The sequence below is a fragment of the Bacteroides caecimuris genome, from assembly GCF_001688725.2.
Lineage (GTDB): Bacteria > Bacteroidota > Bacteroidia > Bacteroidales > Bacteroidaceae > Bacteroides > Bacteroides caecimuris.
The window spans coordinates 1,060,134-1,082,803 of the sequence record NZ_CP015401.2; the positions used below are offsets into that span (position 1 = coordinate 1,060,134).

Sequence of the window (22,670 nt, forward strand, 5' to 3'; positions counted from 1 at the left end):
GAAGCCTCTATCTTTTTCCTTTAGCAAGGGGGAGTGCATCTTACAACTGAAATGAAATCAGATTCCGGCGTTTGTGTGACGATTATTTGCTCAATGGCTGACTGCCTGCATTGCCTGTTGCCGGCTTGGCGATATTCTCGCGCATAGAGGTGTCAGCTTCAATATTCTTCATGCGATAATAATCCATGATACCTAAGTTACCGCTGCGGAAAGCTTCCGCCATTGCTTTAGGAACTTCAGCTTCTGCTTCGATCACTTTGGCACGGGCTTCCTGTGCTTTTGCTTTCATTTCCTGTTCGGAAGCAACTGCCATGGCACGGCGCTCTTCGGCTTTTGCCTGTGCGATGTTCTTATCTGCGTTAGCCTGATCGATTTGCAGAGCCGCACCGATGTTCTTACCTATATCGATGTCCGCAATATCAATAGACAAGATCTCGAAAGCCGTTCCTGCGTCCAAACCTTTACGAAGTACAAGTTTAGAGATCGAATCCGGATTCTCAAGGACCGATTTATGGTTTTCAGAAGAACCGATAGATGAAACGATACCTTCGCCTACACGGGCAAGGATCGTATCTTCACCTGCACCACCGACCAACTGACGAATGTTGGCACGTACCGTAACACGTGCTTTGGCTATCAGCTGAATACCGTCTTTTGCAACAGCCGTAACAGGAGGCGTGTCGATCACTTTCGGGTTTACAGACATCTGTACAGCTTCGAATACATCACGTCCTGCAAGGTCGATAGCAGTAGCCATTTGGAAAGGTAATTCGATATTCGCTTTCGATGCGGATACCAAGGCGTGAACTACCTTTTCTACATGTCCGCCAGCCAAATAATGGGCTTCCAGTTCATCACGGGTAATGTTTTTCAGACCGGCTTTGTGAGCCTCGATCATTCCCGGCACGATGATGTATGGCGGAACGTTACGTATACGCATTAAAAATAGTTGTATCAGCGAGATGTTAACTCCCGACACTTTTGCCGACAACCAAAGGAAGAACGGCACGTAATGGAAAAATATTATCAAGAAGATAATACCTCCAGCTATCAGAAAGATAGGTAAGTAGAAAGATGATTCCATTGATGTTATTATTAAGTGAATATTATTCTTTGTGTTTTTTAACCATGATTGTACCGTTCGTGATGCGGCTTACAATAATCGGAGTCTTTTCATTGAGGAATCCGTCTATTGATTTTACTTCCACAATTTTTCCGTTTATTTCGGCAGATCCGATTTGTGCCAGACGTGTGGTACTGATTCCTGTATCACCAACTTTGATGCTTTCTTCTGCGCTACGGTCTACTTTCGAATCAATATCCTTTTTTAATGCTAGTTTGTCCAGCATTTTCGATCGCATAAACCAAATCAATGATCCGATACAGGCAAATGCCGATATACTAAGAGTGATAAATCCTCCTGCCATACCTAAATTGGCAAATGCATAGTAGTTGGCATAAAGAATACAAACCAGTGCAGAAATTCCCGCCAGGCTAATGCCCGGGATGACGAACAGTTCTACTAGAAACAGTATGACTGCGGCAATAATGAGAATGGCGATAATGAGTATATCCATAGTTCAGAGTTATTAATTTATTTTGTTTTTTCCGCATTGCGTACATTCACTTCAAGAGTATCCAGCTCTTTGGACATTTGCAATACCCGCTTTTCGAGGTCGAGGATGGCAGGAGCCATATTCTCTTTCCCCTGTTGGTTGGCACCGGCATATTGTTGACGCAGGCTATTCAGTTTTTCTTCTTGTTGATAATAGTCTTTCTCCATCTGCTGGTAACGTTGGTAAAGTGACTTTGCTTTTGCGGATTTAAAGTCGCTCATCAGATAGTAAGTCGTATGATCGTCAATGACAAATTCAAAGTCCATCGCACGGCGTTCTTTAGGCTTATGACTGATGGCAGCTTCCAGACGTTGCAATGCTTCGGTTACAGTTTGTTTGTCTTTCCAGGTTTCTTTCAGTGAATGAATCTGTGCCAGACGAATGATCTGTTGCTGTTCCATTGCTTCATAATTATAAGTCTGTTTGGAAGTGTTAGGAATGAACACATAAATACATACCTTTCCTTCGGGCTGGAAACGGTCGGAAGCAAACCATCCGAGATTGTTGTATTCGTCAATGACGTACATATAATCATTGTACGGTGAATTGAACGGCATACCTACATTGTCCGGAACAAGATAAGTGTCGGTATTCGTGTTGTAGCGGGTGACAAAGATGTCGTAGCCCCCCAGTCCTTCGCCATCACTGGCATAGTAAACGGTGACTCCGTCCGATAGAACGAACGGATAATTTGCGTTTCCGGAAGCGTTGATGCTGCCCGGCAACGGGCGTCCGTCACTCCATTCATTCAGCAATTTGTTTTTTGAGAAGATGTCAAGATTACCGTTCTCGCCCTTTTCGCTATAATAGATTTTATTTCCAATTTCTGTTTCATAGACAGTTCCCGGATGTTCTCCTTCTGTCTTGAAGAAATCATTGAAGGTGAACAATTTACCCGATTCTTCACTAATCTTGTATGCATGGAGGAAAGTCGCCTTGTCTACAACGAAACTGTCAATGATACATACATCTTCCACTCCTTTCAACATCCGAAGGTCAGCTTTGCTTTTTTCCAAAAGTTTCTCCGCTTCTTCCGTCGATTTCTTCCGTTTGCTTAAGTCTGCGATATATTCTTCAAAACAGTTTACTGCATCTTCGAAACGATACGTTTCATTATATGCTTGTCCCAGATAGAGTTGTCCGCTGGTAACACGTTTTTTCACTGCTATCTCAAGAGGTTTCACTGCTTCTTCCGCTTCTCCGGTTTTCAGGCAACATACGCCATACCAATAGTTATAATTCCCGTTCGACGGTTGTGATTTAGCATACTTTTCGAAGACGGGTTTGGCTTTTTCATAGTCACCTTTATTAAATAAGGTGCGTGCCTGTTCCATCGTTTGTGCAGATACTTCGCAAAGGAAGAGGCTGCAAATTAAAAATAGAATATATTTTCTTTTCATCGTTTTGAGCGTTTATGAGTGGCGGGTAGATTGAAAACATTACTGCTTTCGGGCACCCGTCCTTTTATCAATTGTTCAAAAGTACAAATTTATTAGAAATAAACCCTTTTTCAGTGATTCTATTATGTTAATTCTTCTTTAAATCATTCTTTTCGCTTACTTTTGCAGCCGATTTTCAAAGATATGACACAATTTACGGAAGAAGAGAAAGCCATTCGCCGCATTGAACGGCGGTTTAGTAAAGGAGTGGTGCAATACGGATTGATAGAAGAAGGAGACAAAATCCTTATCGGACTGTCAGGAGGAAAAGATTCGCTGGCGCTTGTTGAGCTGTTGGGTAAACGCGCGCGTATCCATAAGCCTCGTTTTTCTGTCGTTGCCGTTCATGTAGTGATGAAGAATATTCCTTATCAGAGCGATACGGAATATTTGAAAGCACACTGCGAGGCGTATGGAGTTCCTTTTGTACAGTATGAGACTGCCTTTGATCCTGCTACCGATACACGTAAATCTCCCTGTTTCCTCTGTTCATGGAATCGTCGGAAAGCTTTGTTTACTGTTGCCAAGGAGCACGGATGCAATAAAATCGCTCTCGGTCACCACATGGATGATATTTTGGAAACTTTATTGATGAATATCACTTATCAGGGAGCGTTCGGTACCATGCCGCCCCGGTTGGTGATGAAGAAGTTTGATATGACAATTATTCGTCCGATGTGCCTGGTTCACGAAGCTGACTTGGTAGAATTGGCGACTTTGCATGGTTATCGGAAGCAAGTGAAAAACTGCCCTTATGAATCGCAATCCAGCCGAAGTGATATGAAAGGTGTTTTACGACAGCTGGAAGCGATGAATCCGGAGGCACGTTACAGCCTTTGGGGGAGCATGACCAATGTACAGGAAGAATTATTACCGGATAAAATAGATTGAACAGATAAATTTGAATAGATTGTTATGAAAGGATTCTATACCATTTTGTTGTTGATTGTATCCAATGTCTTTATGACATTCGCCTGGTACGGACATTTAAAGATGAAACAGGAGTACAGCTGGTTCGCTGCTCTTCCGCTGATCGGTGTGATTGCGTTTAGTTGGGCAATCGCTTTTTTTGAATATTCCTGTCAGATACCGGCGAACCGCATCGGCTTTATAGGCAATGGAGGTCCGTTTTCGTTGATGCAACTGAAAGTCATCCAGGAGGTGATAACACTTGTTATTTTTACAGTGTTCACTACTATCTTCTTTAAAGGTGAAGCGTTACATTGGAATCATTTGGCAGCGTTCGTTTGTTTGATTGCGGCGGTGTATTTTGTGTTTATGAAGTGAAATTGTGACTTGATTCATTTTCCATCTGTTTCTTATCAATAACATAGCCACGTATAGAAAATTGTCGCAATATATAGGTTGCCTATTGGCGAAATTGAGTAGCACGGATTGAGTTTACACGGTAGCCAACGGAGATTATCGCATCTAAATTATAAAATAAAGTGTTGTGACTTTTCTTGTATTCGGCAGTATGTGCAAATTTCGCACATACTTGATCTTGCTGTAATTCTGCAGATTCAAATCTTCACTCTCTTCACCAAATACACATTTCCCAATCTCGTATGTTGTCGGCTGATACCTGCTGCGGTCAGCACTTGCGCCAATTGGATAGGGGTACAGTTACGCAGTACAGCCGGAAACCTCTTTTTCAGTTCCTGATGAATGATGGCGGCGGAGAGTGACAGACAATCCGGCTCATCCAACGTGGCAGGTACGTATGTATTGCGTACAATGTCTTCTATGGGATTGACGTGATAGTATGCGCTGTTATGACGTTGCAAAGCATGTTCTTCCTCTTTACTGAACCAGTGTCGGGCACCCGCAAGCAGTTCCGCTTTCAATTGGGCATAGATTTGCGAATGTTCTACTCCAGTACAGTCAATATCATGCTCCACCTCAATACAGATGAATCTGCGACTGCCCGACGGATCGCACAGTAAGTCAGTTCGATTACTGGTTCCGATAAAAGAGGCGATGCGGGGAAGCGGTCGGAAGTTTTTCTGATAGGCTTTGCAAATGTTGAGACTTGACATTTGCATCAGATTTTTCAGTAATGGCATCTTTTGTGCTCCGAATTTGTCAAATTCGTCCATGTTTAGTAATCCCATCTCGGCAAGGAGACGTTCGGGATTGCCTTGTGCGGTTAGTTTCAGATTATCCGAATAATATCGGGCTAGTTGTGGCGGCATTAGTGTTCGGCAAAAAGTGGATTTATGACGTCCTTGCTCTTCGCTGATAAGTATTGGGGCTACGCTGTTTGCTTGGGCTTGACTTTCTCCTATCCACTGGGCGGCAAGTCCGAGCATCCAGGTATGGAAACTTTCTATCCATAGAGGGTGATCCGATACCCGTCTTGCCAGATTATTCAGTCGTTCTATTCCATCCCAGTCGGGTAGCTCATTCATGTAAAGCTGGAAAGGGTGGTAACTTTCTATTTGGGTGGAGTAGATGTATCTTTGAAGGTCTTTATCCCAACAGTTGATACCTTCTTTGTGAGCTTCCAGGCAGAAAGTGTTCAGTTCTCGTCTGTCTATACGACAGAAGGATACATTCTGTTGACCGGATGGACGGAATTCTGTTTCTTCGGTCAACAGGTTATAGCGAAAATCATATCGCGTTTTCAAAAAGTCAATCACTTGTTGTGTCAGAGGAACGGGCTGTCGATGCGTTTCTTGCATTGTTTGTTCGTTCTCTTGTTTGTTCTTTTGTTCGTGTGGGTAAATGACGGTATTGGGTGATTCTTTCATCAATACCCGTATTCTTTTTGCCAAACGCTTCGAATTATATTCTAATGTCTTCATATTTTTCTTCTTATTAAATGAATAAATGTTGTTTTCTCGACCGGTTGATGCTGCTAAGGTATAACATGAGATATGGGGTTTGCAAGTATTTAACTAAGAAAAAGTTTATTTTCTCCTGAAATGAAAAACAAGCTTTTTTATGCGGATATGTCGTTACTTTGTCGTATCTTTAGTGCTTGTTTAGGAAAAGCCGACTAGAGTTGTCCGGTTGGCTGACAATAGTTGACTGAACAGCCGATTCCAGTCGTCCGAATAGCCGATTAAAGTTGTCCTATAATGAAGTTACACATTTAAATTAATAAGAAGTAATGGCTATTGTGTTTGATTGGTATGAAAATCCGAATGCTTCTTCGGAAGAAGAAGCAACGTTGCATCCACGTATCTTTATGAATGGAAAGGTAGATACGGATGCTCTTTGTTACAAGATTCATGACTACAGTTCGTTGACTGTGGGCGATGTAAAGAATGTGCTTGATAACTTATCGAACATTCTTGGCGAGTCGTTGCGTGAGGGGAAAGAAGTGCATATCGAGGGGATCGGTTATTTTTATCCCACTTTGGAGGCTACAGGGAAAGTGACTCGCAACACTCCGCATAAGACTAATAAGGTGGCTTTCAAAACTGTCCGGTTTCGTCCTGACAGTAATCTGAAAGGGCATTTTGTGGGTGTCCGCGCCAGTCAGTCCAAGTATGTCCGCCATTCGGAGAAGGTGTCAGAGGTAGAGATTGATATGCGGTTGAAAGAATATTTTGCCGAACATCAGATGATGACCCGCCGTGATTTTCAGGAAGTGTGTGGTTTGGCACGTACTACAGCCAAAACGCATTTGGTACGTTTGCGTGGAGAAGGAAAACTGGTGAATATCGGTTTGCGCAATCAGCCGATGTATGTGCCTGCTCCGGGTTATTATGGCGTATCCAGAGATGCGGCACATCCTTCACGCTAATGACTGTGAAGGATGTGAAGAAGCATATTTCTTTGAGTAATCACACGAAACAGTTGATAGCTTGAGACTTATCCTCATGTGAAGAGAGTGAAAGAAAAGAAGCGGAGCTCTATTTCGCTATGTATTTTTTCATTCCTTCCGTGTAGAAAGTATGGAACTCGCCGTTTTCTCCGCTATAAATAAAGTAGGCGTCAATCTCCGGATTCGCTTGGCAGAAGGCTTCCGCTTCTTCCAGTCCCATCACCATGAAGGCGGTAGCCAGGGCGTCGGCAGTCATGCAGTCTTTAGCGATTACGGTGGACGACAAGATGCTGTGCTGTACTGGATAACCCGTTCTCGGGTCGATGGTATGAGCATATTTCTTTCCGTCCTTGTAATAATAGTTGCGGTAGTTTCCGGAAGTAGCCAAACCTACATCCGAAAGTTCAAGTATGGTTTGTAAGTCTTGGTTTACGGACAGCGAATCGTCGACGGGCTTATTGATTCCGATGCGCCATAAGCCTTTGGAGGGGTTTTTGCCTTTCACAACCACCTCTCCGCCGATGTCTACCATATAGTTTTTTATGCCTTTCCGGTCGAGCAGTTGCGCTATTACATCTACCGAATACCCTTTGGCGACTGCACTGCAACTCAACATGATGCGCGGATCTTGTTTGATTACTTTGTCACTCTCCATTTTCACCTTTTCATATCCGGTGATTTGCAACAGGCTATCTATCAGGATTGAATCAGGGAAAGCGCCTTTTTTGAAACCGAATCCCCAAGCGTTGGCAAGAGGAGCTACTGTGATATCGAAAGCACCGTTTGTCTCGCGGGAAATTTCCATCGATCGGTTGAAGCATTTCCGGAAGAAGCTATCGGCAACTAATTCCTCGTTGCGGTTGACGCGACTGATAACTGAACTGTCGTTAAATGGAGACAGAGATTGGTCGAAGCGTTTCAGTTCGGCTTCTATTTCCGGTTTTAAATTACCGTCATGCTGGTAAGTAATCTTGTATACCGTCCCAAATACCAAACCTTTGACGCTATAATAGCCGGCTTGTTGATTATGCCTGACTAATATCCAGGTGGTTGCTGAAATCAGGAAAGCTAGCCAAAGGAAATTTTTCTTTGTTTTCATACGCTCTTCTTGTGGATGAGAAAACTCATTTTATTGGAGAAATAAATGTTCAATTAATATCTTTAGTCCGATGAGGACCAGAATGATGCCTCCCCATAACTCTGCTTTCAGTTTTCGGGCGATGCCACAGCCGCATTGGATACCAAAGAGCAGACCGATGAGTGACATGACGAAGGAAACAAGTCCGATGATAAGGATAGGGGACAGGATTGCATGATAACTTTGCACACCTAAAAAGGCAAACGAAATACCGATTGCCAGTGCGTCGATACTCGTTGCAACGGCCATCGTGAATACTACTTTCAGGCTGGTCGGGTTGAATAGCTGGCAGCACTCTTCTTCTTTGAAAGATTCCCAAATCATTCTGCCGCCAAGAAAGGCAAGAATGGCAAAAGCAATCCAATGGTCTATGCTTTCTATGAAATGGCTGAAGCTTTTGGCGAACATCCATCCGATAAAAGGCATGATTGCTTGAAAAAGTCCGAATGTAAAAGCCATGATTAGCATGGGTTTCCATCGGGTACGCTTCAAAATGATACCGCTTGCAATGGAGACAGCGAAACAATCCATCGCCAGACCTATTGCAAGCAACCAAATCTCTAGTCCTGTCATTATATTCTAAAGAGGCAATTGGTAAATAAGGGAATAAGTGATTCCCATATTGTTTGATTTAAACTTTCCGTAGCCAGGCACGTACCATGGATTTCCGTATTCTCCGGTAGATGCTTTGGTTTTGTATTTCATACGTACCGACCACCCCATGTTGAAGTTTTTGTAGATACGTACTTTAACGCCTAAAACAATTTCCAGCCATTGTACGGAACCTTTCATTCCCAAGTGGCTGAAAGGGATGCTTCCGCCCCAGTAATCATCTCCTAAACTAGGGTTGCCTACCGCATCTCCCCAGATAGAATCGTCTGCCGGCATTGTGGATACATCATATTTGAATGAACTGAATGCATAGCGAAGCCCCGCATATAAATAGCTGTTCTTCTCTTTCTTCTTTGCCATGGTGTTGTAATCCACACCGATGCGGAAGAAGGGAGCCATTTTGCTCTTATAGTGTATGCCTGTTTCGCTCCAAGTGTCTGTTCCTCCCATACCAAACTCAAAGGTAGGGATGAATTTGTTTTTAAGATTGACGCCCACACTGACTTCTGAACTCATAAAGTCGCCTCCCAGAAGCTTGTTTCCGATGCCGTATAAATCCACACCGATATACGTACCATTGTAAAGCGGAATGGTATCTATCTCGGCAACCTCTTTCTTTTTCTGGTCTCTTTTGGGGGTATGGGTGGGGCGCTGCTGTTGTGCCAGCAACGGAAGCCCGATACAGAAGAGCAGAAGCAGGCTAATCAGTCGTTTCCGGGGTGCGGTCGCGATATTTAAAGAATATCTGTAGATTCTCGATTTCATTTGTATTGGCTTCTTTATTTCGTAAATAGATAGAATCTATCGTCTCCGAACTGTTTGCTTTATTCCCGAATCTGGCACTGATGATGTTTTGTTTCATCATATATCCGCATTCCATTGATTGAAAGTAAGGCGTGTTCTGTTGTACGATGTATAATGTATCTACATTCTCCGGTTTACGTTTGGGGTCGAATTGGAGAATAAATACAGTGGTATCACTCGTATAGCGTAATGGTAGCATTAATGTATGTACCTTCTTTTCGTTGTTAAGAATGATGGAGTCGGTTCCTATGGCTTTGATAGTCAGCGAATCGAGCGTATCATTAAGTACGATGGTCTTATCGTCCGGGTTAATGGTCTTGAACGTGCAATACATCATCGGACGTCCTGCCAACGAGCAATCGTTCTCGTCCGAGCACGAGGTGTGAAGGTTGACTGCACCGCCAACGATTGTCAAAAGGAGAAAGATACGAATTAAATTCTTCATAGTCAGTTATTGAATGTGAATCAAATTTTCTTTTCTATCTGATAGTTATTCCGTTCCGGTGCATTGCGGGAGATTAATTCGCCAAGGAAGCCGGCTAAGAATAATTGGGTACCTATAATCATTGCCGTCAGTGACAAATAGAAATAGGGAGAGTCGGTCACCAGTCGGTAGGGAAGACCGTTGGACATGGCATATAATTTACTGGCACCTACGATGATGACGGAAATCATTCCGACGAGAAACATCAATGAGCCCAACAGTCCGAAGAAATGCATCGGTTTGATGCCGAATCGGGAAAGAAACCAAAGAGACAATAAATCCAGATATCCGTTCACGAAACGGTTTAGCCCGAATTTCGTCGTGCCATATTTGCGCGCCTGGTGGCGTACCACCTTTTCACCGATTTTCTTGAATCCGGCGTTCTTTGCCAGGTAAGGGATATAACGGTGCATTTCGCCATAGACTTCGATGTGCTTTATTACCTCTTTTCGATATGCTTTCAGACCGCAGTTGAAGTCGTGCAGGTTTTTGATGCCCGACACTTTGCGGGCGGTTGCGTTAAACAACTTGGTCGGCAGGGTTTTCGAAATAGGGTCATATCTCTTCTGTTTCCAGCCGGAAACCAGGTCGTAACCGTCCTCGGTAATCATCCGATAGAGTTCGGGGATTTCATCCGGGCTATCTTGCAGGTCGGCATCCATCGTTATGACTACGTCTCCTTCGGCTTCTGCGAATCCACAGTAGAGCGCGGGTGATTTGCCATAGTTACGGCGGAATTTGATACCTTTTACATGTTCCGATTGAGCTTTCAGCTTTTCGATCACTTCCCATGAATGGTCGGTACTTCCGTCATTAACGAAAATCACTTCGAATGAGAATCCGTTGGCTTGCATGACCCGTTCTATCCAAGCATAGAGTTCGGGCAGTGACTCTTCTTCATTGAATAATGGGACTACAACTGATATATCCATTGTACGAATGATGATTTATGATTTATAACTTATGATTGAACGGGTCCGTCATATTCCGGTTTGGCCTTTTTCATTACCATCAATGCAGTAGGGATGGCCAGGATACTTCCCCAGAGTACATCCCATGACAATAACTGCATGGTGATATTGATGGAAGTAAGCGAACGGGCGGCATCTATCGTTTCTTTTATCACTTCTTTGTTTTCTATCAGAGCCGGGGTGTTGACCATCAACTCGTCCCACAGTTGGATATAAGAGTTGACGATAAATCCGTGATCAATGAATTGGAAATAGGCATAGTGGGCCACGGCTACCAATAGGGAAGCAAACATATACATAAATATGGTGAAGAGCATGGCATGTGAAAATTGGATACTTCCCCCACAAATTTTATCCCGGTACATTCTCACATAATAATATCCGATAAATGGTACGGATAATGTCAGGATTAGAAATAAAAACGAAAGGAAAGGTATGTGGAATCCCAGCGGAAATAATATGAACTTCAATATCCAATAGATTCCCATGTACGTGCCAAAATGCATGGCATATTTTTGTAAATAGTTTCTGTTCTCTGTCATCTTCATTTATAAATTGCGCACAAAGGTACAAATAATATCGGTTGGTAGGGAAAATCTGGTTGTTAAAGTTAATAAAGCAGGGGAAGTTGCTGCACGAATATTTTTTTGCGATTTTAATTGCTTGAAACGTAGCTTGTTAGTGTTTTGTTGGTAAAAAAGTTGTCTGTAGCTATTGCAGAATACATAAAAATGTCTACCTTTGCAACCGCAAAACGGGTAAGTCCTATACGGCCAGCTCCCTTCGAATCCTCCAGGGCTTGATCGCAGCAAAGGTAGTTGGTTGTAGCGGCGCGATATAGATAGCTTACCCACCCGCCTCTTTAGCTCAGTTGGCCAGAGCACGTGATTTGTAATCTCGGGGTCGTTGGTTCGAATCCGACAAGAGGCTCAAAATTGATATACAACCAATTCACGAAGGAAAAAAGCATTCAGGTATTTGCTTGGATGCTTTTCTTTTTTTATATTTGCACATTAGCGAATGTATAGTTCCGAAATGACTTGTTCGGAACTATACATTTCGGAAGTATGTAAATCGTTGCTAAATTGAGGAATATGAAAAGAATAGAACTGATTGAGGCATTGAAGAATCTATTGAAGTGTGTTGTGCCTAATGCACAGGCTATTCTTTATGGTTCTGAGGCTAGGGGGGAAGCGCGACCGGATAGTGATGTTGATCTGCTGATTCTGCTTGATAAGAATGAGATAACTCCCGAAGAGGAGGAAGAGATTACCGCGCCATTATACGATATGGAATTTGAACAAGGGATTATTATTAGTCCGATTGTAATGACCCGTAAACGTTGGGAAGAAGCTAAAAAACAAACTTTGTTTTATTATGATGTTTTGAAAGACGGGATTCTTTTGCAATGAACGAAGACGTACGCCAGAATATAGTAATGTATAGGATGGGGAAGGCCCGTCAGTTATTACATGATGTGGATGTTCTTATAGAGAATGAACTGTGGAATTCTACTATCAATAGAATGTATTATGCTTGTTTTCATGCAGTATCTGCATTGCTGATAAAGAACGGAATAGAAGTTAAATCTCATATGGGGATACGTCAAGCGTTTGGACTTCATTTTGTCAAGGCAGGAAAAGTTTCGCTAGAATATGGGCGAATCTTCTCGAGGATATATGATAAACGTCAGTCGAGTGATTATGATGATTTTATTGATTTTACGAAAGAAGAGGTTGAAAAGTTGTATCCTCAAATTAAATCATTTATAATGGTTATTGGCAATTTAGTTGAAGATTAGTCGAGAATTTTTGAAGGTTATGTAATAAAGAGGACAGCAATGTATCCTCTTTATACAATGATTGAAGTCTATCGGGTACGCCTGTGCAATTTTACAAAGACTCCTAAAATTATCAGAATGATTAGTAGTGTAACTCCAAATGCCCAATAATTGATAACCCGTGATTCTGCGTTGAGGATATAATTGCCTGCCAAGAGCCGGAAACCATCTATTCCCCAAATAGCTGAATTGTTGTTTTCTTCACTCGTTCCGTGGGTATGGCTAAGGGATACATATATTCTTTTCCTTTTGCGACGGAAAAATATTCTCCATCTACAACCGATAGTTTTCTGCAAACTTTTACATTCAGGTTTTCTTCCTCTCCCCAAAAGTTGAACTTGACGGCAGAATCTAGTTTTACTATTTGCTAGTCTGTGTCTATTTGAAACAGAAATGGATTGTGAGTCTTGTCTCCTGCGATGAAAGCGGAATCACCTCGGGCATAGACTTCCCAGTATATGTTTCCGTCACTTCCAGTTCTTCGACATCCCGAAGCATAAAAACTATTTTCTGTTGTGAGGGAAGTTCCTTGGTATAGCACAATATCAATTCTTTCAACTGTTTGTTGGCGAGCGATATTTCAATATTATCATTTGAAGGAATATTTGCTGAATCAGAGAAAGAAGATTCTTTATCCAAAGGTGAATGGCTTAATGAACGCAAACGGTCGTAACAGGCATTGCAGGTAATATCATCATTTATCCTTGTTTATAATATGATACGTAATAAAATACTTTCGGTCGTTTCCGGACTATTAAATATATTACTCTACATTATTATGAATCTACTGATATTGATTTTAGTAAATACACTCCGTAGAGGAGTTCACATGTGGATATAAAAGTGTCTGCCATGAAAATAGGCAGGTTGTTCTCCCTTGTAGTATCGTGTTTGACGTTACAAACGTAGTTATTATTTTTTCAAATCTATCAAATAAGTAGAGAAATAATTATGCAAAAAGAGAGAATGGACTACCAATGAATCCATCCTCTCTCATCTTTATTATAGGAATCTATTTACTTAATTCTCTTATATCCATACACAGCCAAATCGCCAAGCTCTTCTTCGATACGAAGCAGTTGATTGTATTTAGCCATACGGTCTGAACGGCTCAAAGAGCCGGTTTTGATTTGTCCGCTGTTGGTAGCTACTGCGATGTCGGCAATAGTAGCGTCTTCCGTTTCACCCGAACGATGAGAGGTAACAGTGGTGTATCCATGACGGTGAGCCATTTCGATAGCGTTCAATGTTTCGGTCAACGAACCGATTTGGTTTACTTTAATCAGGATAGAGTTGGCACAGCCTTTTTCGATACCCATGGCAAGGAAGTCTACGTTAGTCACGAACAAGTCGTCACCTACCAACTGGCAGCGGTTGCCGATGCGTTCTGTCAATTTCTTCCAACCTTCCCAGTCGTTTTCGCTCATACCGTCTTCGATAGAGTCGATAGGGAATTTGTTAATCAGTTCTTCCAGATAGTTGATTTGTTCTTCAGCGGTACGTTTCTTGCCTTTTTCGCCTTCAAACTTGGTATAATCATAAATACCATCGTGGTAGAATTCAGAAGAAGCGCAGTCCATACCGATCATCACATCTTTACCCGGTTCGTAGCCTGCGGCTTTGATAGCGGCAAGGATCGAGTTTAGGGCATCTTCTGTACCTTCGAGGTTAGGGGCGAAACCTCCTTCATCACCTACGGCAGTACTTAAACCACGGTCTTTCAAAACCTTCTTCAAGGCATGGAATACTTCAGCACCCATCCGCAGACCTTCTCTGAAAGAAGGAGCACCGACAGGGCGAATCATAAATTCCTGAAATGCGATAGGAGCGTCACTATGTGAACCACCATTGATGATATTCATCATCGGTACAGGCATTACATACGTATTTGTTCCACCGATATAACGGTATAAAGGAAGGTCTAAATAATTGGCGGCAGCTTTGGCTACGGCAAGAGAAACACCGAGGATGGCGTTAGCACCTAAGTTTGATTTAGTCTTGGTACCGTCCAATGCCAACATGGCGTAGTCGATTTCTCTCTGGTTGAGTGAAGACATTCCGACCAATTTCGGAGCAATGACTTTATTTACATTGTCAACCGCTTTTTGTACACCTTTTCCACCATAGCGTTGCTTGTCACCATCGCGAAGCTCCAATGCTTCGTGTTCACCTGTGGAAGCACCCGACGGCACTGACGCACGTCCCATAATGCCTGATTCCAATACTACGTCAACTTCTACTGTGGGGTTACCTCTTGAGTCGAGAATTTCTCGAGCTACAATTTTTTCAATTTTCATCGTTTCTATTGTTTTTGAATAAGATTTTTGCAAAAGTACGGACTTGATGTGGAGCCATTAGTCCGTCCTTATATTATAACGACGGGACGATGCTTTTTGTTTGAATGTAATGAAGGAAATGTGGAGTGACAGGGAGTTTCCTGTTTGAAATTTGTTCGGCATTATGAGGATTCTTTTGGTGGATGTTTTCCCGAAGGAGGTTCGGTGACAGTGATAGGAGTAGAATACATCGAAGAGGATTGTAATAGACCATGATTGAGGGATAAATTTCAGCAGCCATGGCTGATAATTCATCGAACTTCGTTATATTTGCAATGTATACTCGTTGGTTAAATCGGAATATGGCAAACTTCAATTCATATATAGACAATTTGGATATGACTTTCTGGCATGGAATCTGTCTGCAAAACGGAATGGTAAAGCATTACCGGAAAGGAGAGGTCTTTGTTTGGCAGGGGGATGTCATCAAGTATTTTGGGATTATCAGGAAGGGATATTTCAAATATACGATAACGGACACTGAAGGCCACGAACATATTACAGGGTTTGTATTCAGCAATGGCCTGGTGGGTGATTTTCTAAGTACCGTAAATAAGGAATCTGTTAAGACCAATATCATTGCAGCGACAGATGCGGAGGTGATGCAATGCCCCGCCAGCGTACTGAAACGCCAGCTTGAGCATTCGCCGGCACTGCATCGGGCTCTGACAGAAGGCTTGTTTCGTCAAGCTTATATGCAGTACTTGGATTTGTGTAGCTCGTCGCCCAAAGCGCGTTATCTTGCTCTGCTGAAGCGATGTCCGGATATATTGCAAAACATTACTCTCAAAGAAATGGCCTCTTATCTGCAAATAACGCCTACACATCTGAGCCGTATCCGGAAAGAACTGACATTCACCAATAATACATTGGAATAAAATTCTCCGCTCCTATCTTCAGCTAATATATTTTTTCCTTTTTCTGAATTTTATGTTATGCTTGTAGTTCTCAACCTATGTTGAGAATCATTTGTCTGCTATGCCTTAATTTTGTGTTCATCAATTTAAATATAGACTCGTATGAAACCTTTAAGAATCACCCGCTTTCTACTACTGATTCCTATGACGACATTCTGTGTATGGATGCTCAATTCTTGCCAAGTTGTAGAATTAGTAATCAGTGGTACAACTTATTATGAAACGGAAATTACTACGAAAGACAATCAACTGATTGCCGGACAAATAGGCGGCCAACGTTCCTCTAACCTGCCTTCCGGAACCAAGACCATCAGCATCAAGACAGAAGAAGGACGAAAAAAAATCAAGAGTGAGGAAATCAAATACATGACGCTGGCGCGTAAGAATCATCCGGAGAAACGACAGACATTAGTGTATGCGGAATTCAAGATGCCATATACAAAGAAGGGTGAACAGAAATTTCGCACATTCAAGAATTGGCAGGTGTTGAACAGTGCAGGCGACCATCTTCTCCTAACTGCATACGGACACACTTACAGCCTCGCTAAAGATGGAGCTTTAATTATCACTTACAGCAGAGACGAGGGAATACAATATTGTATTCAGCGTCAGAGTGATGATTGTCCGATATTTATCGGAAGAAGCATCTCCAGCCGATCGTATATGCGCAAACAGTGGCAGGCATATCTTGCTGATGATCCTGTATTGTGTGAGAAAATAGCGAAGAAGGAGATTGACGCATTTGATTTTACCGCTATCACCGAACAATATAATCCTGTAAGTAAATGACTTTCTTTTTGAACCGTAGAAAGAATAGGGAGTTTGTCGTGCCGTTTTGTATTAAACATGAATGTAAGAGGCAATCCCATTTCGGGTGTTTCTTCTTGATTGTTGCAACACTTTTCTCACCATGCTTATGCCATAATATTTCGGCTCAGGAAAGTAATCTCAAAGACGGGGCAGCACTTTACAGTATAGGGTTTGGTTATGAATGGATGTCGGATGCCTATTCTTCCAATGGATTTGCGCTTGATGTACGTGCCCGTTTCTATATGTCAGGGCAGCTTTTTTGTGAACTTATGGGACATTGGGGGACGCATGAGGGAAGTAAGAGTGTACTGCAAAAAGGAAATCCGTTCGACATTGATGATGAGCGAAACACACTATTGGGAGTTGTTGGTCTTGGTTATGAGATATTTCAGAATGAGAATCAGACATTTGATATATACATCAAAGGGCTTGTCGGCTATGGTGTCAGGTCTTCTCGTTTTGATGATTACCAGATAACCGGCAGTGAAGACGGGCATGTCACGCTTGGATGCGATATAAAGAAAAAGGGGATAGCTGCTGCTATCGGATTAGGAATGGACACGCGTTTCAAACGGTGGACACTTACTCCCTCTGTTGATGTGTTTTATATCGGGAATGAATGGAATGTGGCTACTATGATATCTTTTGGCTTTTTTCTTTGAGACGCACTTGTGAATCATGGCAAAGTGCGGACTCTCTTGAACGGCTTTTTAATCTTCGATAACAACGCCTAACAGAGGAAGTAAATCCATCGCTTGCAGGGAGGTGATGACAGCTCCTTTCAGGTCGCTGATATTAAGCGTGATTCCGCTGATTCGTGAAGTGCGCAAGTCTATTCCGCGAAGCGAAGCATGAGAAAAATCGGCTTCCACCAAATCGCAACTGTCAAAAGCGATGGAAGAGAAACGGCAGTCGTTCAAACTTCCGTTACGAAGCTGGCTATGCGCAAAACGTACCTGGTTCATCTTGCTCATGGCCAGATTGATGTAACCGGCATTGCAATCGTGCAACAAGACATGGTTCATAGTTGTCTCGGATAGATTGGTTCCTAATAACTTACAAGAGATAAATTCTACTCGATAGAGAGAACTTTCGGCAAAAGAAATGTTAGATAAATCGCAATTCTCAAACCGGACATCGGTCAGTTGGGAAGAACGGAACTTACACTCGCTAAAGGTCTGATGCCGGAAGGTGCAGTTCTTGAAACTTTTATAAGATTTGTCGATACCTTCTTCTTTTCCTTTACAGAATAAAAGATGAGAAACGGTTTCTTCTTTGTCGAGCCATTCTTGTAGGGTGGTGGTACTGACTTCCTGTTCCTCCATCATGGGAGGAACAACGCGGACGGGTTTGATTGGGTTTCTTTTCATCATGCCTTTCCCACATATCCGCCGGCTACCACAGCGGCCAATCCTATACCTATACTTATTAATGTATATAAAATAAATGCTCCATAGAATTCTCCTTTCAGTAGACCTACACCGTCACTGGAGAAAGTAGAGAACGTTGTGAAACCTCCACATAAGCCCGTTGTCAGAAACAAACGGACTTCGAACGGAAGGTGAAACCGTTCTGAAAGGGCATAAAATAGGCCGATAAGAAAACTACCGAGGAGATTGACAGTGAAAGTAGCCCATGGAAAATGGTAGGGGACAATTCGTTCGTGCATTAATAACTGAATGAGATAACGCAATGCACTACCCGTGCCTCCGCCGATAAAGATATAGATAACTTCTTTGCTCATTTGATTGAAAGGTTGATATTATTTGTAGGCGGCTTCAAAATCTTTTTCGAGTTGCTCGAAACCTCCGGGATAAATTAAGGCGTTGTGCCATATGAATAATAAAATGTTTATTGTGATTGAGATAATAATCTGCAAATATAGAAAGATTATGCAATATTCATATTTAATCCTTTTAATTTATTCACCATAGACACTATATTCTTTCTAGTCTCAAAATATGTTATCTGCTTTATTCTTAAATACTTATTCTGTTTTTGGTTCTGTATCCCTCTATATTTTCTTTATAAAGAAAAACACCTCTTGTGTTTCCGGTCTATCTTTGCCATACGATTATTAACTAACTCATTTATATCATGAAGAACATGAAAATAGGAACTGTAATAGGGCTCTGTCTGTTGCTCTCTTTTTTCTTCGGCACATCAGCTAAAGCCGAAAGTATCACTTCTCCTGACGGACAATTAAAACTTAATTTCTCTGTCAATGCGCAAGGAGAACCGGTGTACGAACTCTCTTATAAAGGAAAAGAAGTAATTAAACCTTCGAAACTGGGATTGGAATTAAAGAATGATCCGGGACTGATGAACGGATTCACGCTGATCGATACGAAAACTGCTACTTTTGACGAAACATGGCAACCTGTGTGGGGAGAGGTGAAATCCATCCGCAACCATTATAATGAAATGGCTGTCATCTTGAATCAAAAGGCACAAGATCGTAATCTGATTATTTGTTTTCGTCTTTATAACGATGGTTTGGGATTCCGTTATGAATTTCCACAGCAGAAAAATCTGAATTACTTCGTTATCAAAGAAGAACATTCTCAATTCGCTATGGCTGGCGATCATACAGCCTTCTGGATTCCAGGCGATTATGATACGCAGGAATATGACTATACCGAATCCAAACTTTCAGAAATTCGCGGATTATTGCAAGGAGCAATTACTCCAAATGCTTCTCAAACACCTTTCTCTCCGACAGGTGTACAAACTTCCCTGCAAATGAAAACGGCCGACGGATTGTATATCAATCTGCATGAAGCCGCTTTGATCGACTATTCTTGTATGCATCTGAATCTGGACGATCAGAATCTGGTTTTTGAATCATGGCTGACTCCTGATGCGAAAGGAGATAAGGGGTATATGCAGACTCCCTGCCGTTCACCCTGGCGTACGGTGATTGTAAGTGATGATGCCCGTGATATTCTGGCTTCCAAATTGACATTGAATCTGAATGAGCCTTGTATGTATGAAGATGTTTCTTGGATTAAGCCGGTGAAATATATTGGAGTGTGGTGGGAAATGATCACCGGAAAAGGTTCCTGGTCGTATACGGATGATGTTTATTCGGTGAAACTTGGACAGACGGATTATTCCAAAACAAAGCCAAACGGACGCCATTCAGCCAACAATGATAAAGTGAAACGTTATATCGATTTTGCTTCCGAACATGGATTCGACCAGGTATTGGTGGAAGGCTGGAATGAAGGTTGGGAAGACTGGTTTGGAAAATCGAAGGATTATGTCTTTGATTTCGTCACTCCATATCCTGATTTTGACGTGAAAATGCTCAATGCGTATGCTAAGGAAAAAGGGGTGAAGCTGATGATGCATCACGAGACCTCTGCTTCTGTACGTAACTACGAACGTCATCTTGATAAAGCATATCAGTTTATGATAGATAACGGGTATAATGCTGTGAAAAGTGGATATGTAGGTAACATTATTCCTCGTGGAGAACATCATTACGGACAGTGGATGAATAACCATTATTTATATGCGGTAGAAAAAGCTGCCGAATATAAGATATGTGTAAATGCCCACGAAGCAACCCGTCCCACAGGATTATGTCGTACCTACCCGAATCTGATTGGTAACGAATCGGCTCGTGGCACAGAATATGAAGCTTTTGCAGGTAACAAACCGTTCCATACGACCTTGCTTCCTTTCACCCGTCAGATTGGCGGACCGATGGATTATACGCCGGGTATTTTTGATACCAAACTATCATTCCTGTCGGGCGATCACAGCTTTGTACGTACTACTTTGGCTAAGCAATTAGCGCTTTATGTAACGATGTACAGTCCTTTGCAAATGGCAGCCGACCTTCCGGAAAGTTACGAACGCCACATGGATGCATTTCAATTTATCAAAGAGGTAGCTATTGATTGGGATGACAGCAAGTATCTGGAAGCAGAACCGGGAGATTATATTACAGTGGCACGTAAAGCAAAAGGCACTGATAACTGGTTTGTAGGAGGCATTACTGACGAAAATCCTCGTACTTCTACTTTTACGCTTGATTTTCTTGAACCGGGAAAACAATATGTAGCCACTCTTTATGCTGACGGAAAAGATGCGGACTTTGAAAAAAATCCGACCTCTTACCAGATAAAAAAAGGATTGGTGACAAATAAGAATAAGATGTCTGTGAAGTTGGCACGCAGCGGAGGGTTTGCAGTAAGTCTGATAGAAGCAACTCCCGCCGACTTGAAAACAATCAGGAAATGGAAATAAGATTCAGGTAAAAAGATTGTTTACGGATTCCTCGTTTTTTAATAAATATTAGTTGTGCTTCGCAAAGAAAACTAAAACTTTGCGGAGCACTTTTTTTATGGGACGGATTCTTTTTTGTACTTTTGCGCCATCTTTTTTAAAACATTATCAATAAAGAGAACAACATGGGAGGTTTTTTCGGAACAGTCTCGAAAACTAGTTGCGTGACTGATTTATTCTATGGCACAGATTATAACTCACATCTGGGTACCAAGCGAGGAGGACTCGCAACATACAGTGAGGAAAAAGGGTTTATCCGCTCCATTCACAATTTGGAAAGTACTTATTTCCGAACCAAATTTGAAGGAGAACTAGACAAATTTAAAGGAAACGCCGGCATCGGCATCATTAGCGACACAGACGCACAACCTATCATCATCAATTCTCATCTCGGGCGCTTCGCCATTGTCACAGTCGCTAAAGTAGCCAATATCCAGGAATTGGAAGAAGAACTTCTCAGTCAAAACATGCACTTCGCCGAACTTAGTTCGAGCAGCACCAACCAGACGGAACTTATCGCATTACTTATTATACAAGGTAGAACCTTTGTTGAAGGTATCGAAAATGTGTTTAAGCACATTAAAGGTTCTTGCTCTATGCTGCTCCTGACAGAAGATGGTAGTATTATCGCTGCCCGCGACCATTGGGGACGTACTCCGGTAGTGATTGGAAAGAAAGACGGTGCTTATGCTGCAACGAGCGAATCATCCAGTTTCCCGAATTTGGATTATGAGATTGAGAGATATTTAGGTCCCGGCGAGATTGTTCGCATGTATGACGATCACATCGACCAGCTTCGTAAACCCAATGAAGATATGCAAATTTGCTCATTCCTGTGGGTGTACTATGGTTTCCCGACTTCTTGCTATGAAGGAAAGAATGTGGAAGAAGTGCGTTTCACCAGCGGATTGAAAATGGGGCAGACGGATGAATCGGAGGTAGACTGCGCTTGTGGTATTCCTGATTCGGGAGTGGGTATGGCTTTAGGATATGCCGAAGGAAAGGGAGTTCCCTATCATCGTGCTATCTCGAAATATACACCGACGTGGCCGCGCAGCTTTACTCCCAGCAATCAGGAGATGCGTTCGCTGGTAGCCAAGATGAAGCTGATTCCAAACCGTGCGATGTTACAAAATAAACGTTTGTTGTTCTGTGACGATTCGATTGTACGGGGAACTCAACTGCGTGATAACGTGAAGATTCTGTATGATTATGGAGCAAAAGAGGTACACATGCGTATCGCTTGTCCGCCATTGATTTACGCTTGTCCGTTTGTCGGTTTCTCGGCTTCCAAAAATGCATTGGAGTTGATAACCCGCCGCATTATCAAGGAATTGGAAGGTGATGAAAATAAGAATTTGGAGAAATATGCCACTACCGGTTCGCCGGAATACGAAAAGATGGTTAGCATTATTGCCGAGCGTTTCGGGCTAAGTTCATTGAAGTTTAACACGTTGGAAACGTTGATTGAGGCTATCGGATTACCTAAATGCAAAGTATGTACACATTGCTTTGATGGTAGTAGCCACTTTTAAAGCAGTAAAATAGGATATTTAACTATCCGGATAAAAGTATACAATAAAAAAGAGCCGTGAATTGCTTTGTAATTCACGGCTCTTTTTTTACCTTTAC

Annotated in this window: 23 protein-coding genes, 1 tRNA gene and 2 pseudogenes; 11 read left to right on the forward strand and 15 right to left on the reverse strand. The window is 42.2% G+C overall.

Translation table 11 applies throughout. From position 1 onward, the window contains the following. Positions 1–82: 82 nt before the first annotated feature. The 3 genes from floA to A4V03_RS04295 are packed head-to-tail and all read right to left on the reverse strand — an operon-like array spanning position 83 to position 3,016. The gene (gene floA / locus A4V03_RS04285; RefSeq protein ID WP_065538074.1) at positions 83–1,084 is read right to left on the reverse strand and encodes a flotillin-like protein FloA; all 1,002 of its coding nucleotides are present in this window, start codon (positions 1,082–1,084) and stop codon (positions 83–85) included. A gap of 22 nt (positions 1,085–1,106) precedes the next feature. Beyond that, positions 1,107–1,577 (reverse strand): NfeD family protein, encoded by a 471-nt coding sequence (locus tag A4V03_RS04290; protein ID WP_065538075.1) that lies wholly within the window; start codon positions 1,575–1,577, stop codon positions 1,107–1,109. A gap of 17 nt (positions 1,578–1,594) precedes the next feature. Then, positions 1,595–3,016: a tetratricopeptide repeat protein gene (locus tag A4V03_RS04295; RefSeq protein WP_065538076.1), complete on the reverse strand. Its 1,422-nt coding sequence runs from the start codon at positions 3,014–3,016 to the stop codon at positions 1,595–1,597. A 183-nt stretch (positions 3,017–3,199) separates the two neighbouring features. Between A4V03_RS04295 and A4V03_RS04300 the strand changes: the two genes are divergently transcribed. Both A4V03_RS04300 and A4V03_RS04305 read left to right on the forward strand, forming a co-directional pair. Next, the gene (locus A4V03_RS04300; RefSeq protein ID WP_065538077.1) at positions 3,200–3,946 is read left to right on the forward strand and encodes an ATP-binding protein; all 747 of its coding nucleotides are present in this window, start codon (positions 3,200–3,202) and stop codon (positions 3,944–3,946) included. A gap of 24 nt (positions 3,947–3,970) precedes the next feature. After that, entirely contained in the window at positions 3,971–4,342 is a 372-nt protein-coding gene (locus tag A4V03_RS04305) for a DMT family protein (RefSeq protein WP_004304892.1), read from the forward strand. A gap of 10 nt (positions 4,343–4,352) precedes the next feature. Here the strand turns inward: A4V03_RS04305 and rhuM are convergent. Next, positions 4,353–4,583: pseudogene (rhuM, locus tag A4V03_RS21635) on the reverse strand (RhuM family protein); the annotation flags it as partial. Next, positions 4,579–5,862: a VapE domain-containing protein gene (locus tag A4V03_RS04315; protein WP_065538078.1), complete on the reverse strand. Its 1,284-nt coding sequence runs from the start codon at positions 5,860–5,862 to the stop codon at positions 4,579–4,581. The gene A4V03_RS04315 and the pseudogene rhuM, both read right to left, overlap by 5 nt. Positions 5,863–6,170: 308 nt before the next feature. Here A4V03_RS04315 and A4V03_RS04320 point away from each other — a divergent pair, with 308 nt between their 5' ends. Continuing rightward, positions 6,171–6,809, forward strand: coding sequence for an HU family DNA-binding protein (locus A4V03_RS04320; RefSeq protein ID WP_065538079.1), 639 nt, complete (start codon positions 6,171–6,173; stop codon positions 6,807–6,809). Between the two features lie 109 nt (positions 6,810–6,918). Here the strand turns inward: A4V03_RS04320 and A4V03_RS04325 are convergent, their stop codons facing one another. Genes A4V03_RS04325 through A4V03_RS04350 form a run of 6 tightly spaced genes read right to left on the reverse strand, consistent with a single transcriptional unit; the run spans position 6,919 to position 11,387 of the window. Next, positions 6,919–7,929 (reverse strand): FAD:protein FMN transferase, encoded by a 1,011-nt coding sequence (locus A4V03_RS04325; protein ID WP_065538080.1) that lies wholly within the window; start codon positions 7,927–7,929, stop codon positions 6,919–6,921. A 30-nt stretch (positions 7,930–7,959) separates the two neighbouring features. Beyond that, positions 7,960–8,541 (reverse strand): manganese efflux pump MntP, encoded by a 582-nt coding sequence (locus A4V03_RS04330; protein WP_065538081.1) that lies wholly within the window; start codon positions 8,539–8,541, stop codon positions 7,960–7,962. A 6-nt stretch (positions 8,542–8,547) separates the two neighbouring features. Beyond that, positions 8,548–9,345, reverse strand: coding sequence for a DUF6048 family protein (locus A4V03_RS04335; protein WP_065538082.1), 798 nt, complete (start codon positions 9,343–9,345; stop codon positions 8,548–8,550). Then, the gene (locus A4V03_RS04340; RefSeq protein ID WP_065538083.1) at positions 9,281–9,829 is read right to left on the reverse strand and encodes a DUF6452 family protein; all 549 of its coding nucleotides are present in this window, start codon (positions 9,827–9,829) and stop codon (positions 9,281–9,283) included. Before A4V03_RS04340 ends, A4V03_RS04335 begins: the two co-directional genes overlap by 65 nt. Before the next feature lie 20 nt (positions 9,830–9,849). Then, on the reverse strand, positions 9,850–10,800 hold the full coding sequence (locus tag A4V03_RS04345) for a glycosyltransferase family 2 protein (RefSeq protein ID WP_065538084.1): 951 nt from the start codon (positions 10,798–10,800) through the stop codon (positions 9,850–9,852). A 29-nt stretch (positions 10,801–10,829) separates the two neighbouring features. Further along, positions 10,830–11,387, reverse strand: a complete 558-nt coding sequence (locus tag A4V03_RS04350; protein ID WP_065538085.1) for a DUF4199 domain-containing protein — start codon at positions 11,385–11,387, stop codon at positions 10,830–10,832. Between the two features lie 308 nt (positions 11,388–11,695). Between A4V03_RS04350 and A4V03_RS04360 the strand changes: the two genes are divergently transcribed. The 3 genes from A4V03_RS04360 to A4V03_RS04370 all read left to right on the forward strand — a co-directional run bounded on the left by A4V03_RS04360 (position 11,696) and on the right by A4V03_RS04370 (position 12,640). Continuing rightward, positions 11,696–11,769, forward strand: a tRNA-Thr gene (locus tag A4V03_RS04360). A gap of 164 nt (positions 11,770–11,933) precedes the next feature. Continuing rightward, positions 11,934–12,251 carry a nucleotidyltransferase domain-containing protein gene (locus tag A4V03_RS04365; protein ID WP_065538086.1) on the forward strand — a complete coding sequence of 106 codons (318 nt, stop codon included), beginning with the start codon at positions 11,934–11,936 and terminating at the stop codon, positions 12,249–12,251. Further along, positions 12,248–12,640 carry a HEPN domain-containing protein gene (locus tag A4V03_RS04370; RefSeq protein WP_065538087.1) on the forward strand — a complete coding sequence of 131 codons (393 nt, stop codon included), beginning with the start codon at positions 12,248–12,250 and terminating at the stop codon, positions 12,638–12,640. The genes A4V03_RS04365 and A4V03_RS04370 overlap by 4 nt, the downstream gene beginning before the upstream one ends. A 417-nt stretch (positions 12,641–13,057) precedes the next feature. On the opposite strand, the pseudogene A4V03_RS04380 reads toward A4V03_RS04370, so the two are convergent. Further along, a pseudogene (locus A4V03_RS04380) lies at positions 13,058–13,369 on the reverse strand (RNA polymerase sigma factor); the annotation flags it as partial. A 326-nt stretch (positions 13,370–13,695) separates the two neighbouring features. Further along, on the reverse strand, positions 13,696–14,976 hold the full coding sequence (gene eno / locus A4V03_RS04385; RefSeq protein ID WP_065538088.1) for a phosphopyruvate hydratase: 1,281 nt from the start codon (positions 14,974–14,976) through the stop codon (positions 13,696–13,698). A 278-nt stretch (positions 14,977–15,254) separates the two neighbouring features. Here eno and A4V03_RS04390 point away from each other — a divergent pair, with 278 nt between their 5' ends. The 3 genes from A4V03_RS04390 (at position 15,255) to A4V03_RS04400 (ending at position 17,404) form a co-directional block, all read left to right on the forward strand. Continuing rightward, entirely contained in the window at positions 15,255–15,893 is a 639-nt protein-coding gene (locus A4V03_RS04390) for a Crp/Fnr family transcriptional regulator (protein ID WP_236588670.1), read from the forward strand. A gap of 141 nt (positions 15,894–16,034) precedes the next feature. Then, positions 16,035–16,721 (forward strand): hypothetical protein, encoded by a 687-nt coding sequence (locus A4V03_RS04395; RefSeq protein WP_065538090.1) that lies wholly within the window; start codon positions 16,035–16,037, stop codon positions 16,719–16,721. After that, positions 16,718–17,404 carry a hypothetical protein gene (locus A4V03_RS04400; protein ID WP_024988809.1) on the forward strand — a complete coding sequence of 229 codons (687 nt, stop codon included), beginning with the start codon at positions 16,718–16,720 and terminating at the stop codon, positions 17,402–17,404. Before A4V03_RS04395 ends, A4V03_RS04400 begins: the two co-directional genes overlap by 4 nt. Before the next feature lie 48 nt (positions 17,405–17,452). On the opposite strand, the gene A4V03_RS04405 is transcribed toward A4V03_RS04400, so the two are convergent. Both A4V03_RS04405 and crcB read right to left on the reverse strand, forming a co-directional pair. Beyond that, complete coding sequence (locus A4V03_RS04405) at positions 17,453–18,115, reverse strand: pentapeptide repeat-containing protein (RefSeq protein ID WP_065538092.1); 663 nt, start codon at positions 18,113–18,115, stop codon at positions 17,453–17,455. Continuing rightward, entirely contained in the window at positions 18,112–18,486 is a 375-nt protein-coding gene (gene crcB / locus A4V03_RS04410; RefSeq protein ID WP_065538093.1) for a fluoride efflux transporter CrcB, read from the reverse strand. The genes A4V03_RS04405 and crcB overlap by 4 nt, the downstream gene beginning before the upstream one ends. Before the next feature lie 353 nt (positions 18,487–18,839). Here crcB and A4V03_RS04415 point away from each other — a divergent pair, with 353 nt between their 5' ends. After that, a complete protein-coding gene (locus tag A4V03_RS04415) occupies positions 18,840–20,999 on the forward strand; it encodes a glycoside hydrolase family 97 protein (RefSeq protein WP_065538094.1) in 2,160 nt (719 codons plus the stop codon). 164 nt (positions 21,000–21,163) lie between these two features. Next, positions 21,164–22,573 (forward strand): amidophosphoribosyltransferase, encoded by a 1,410-nt coding sequence (locus A4V03_RS04420; RefSeq protein WP_065538095.1) that lies wholly within the window; start codon positions 21,164–21,166, stop codon positions 22,571–22,573. Positions 22,574–22,670 lie beyond the last annotated feature (97 nt).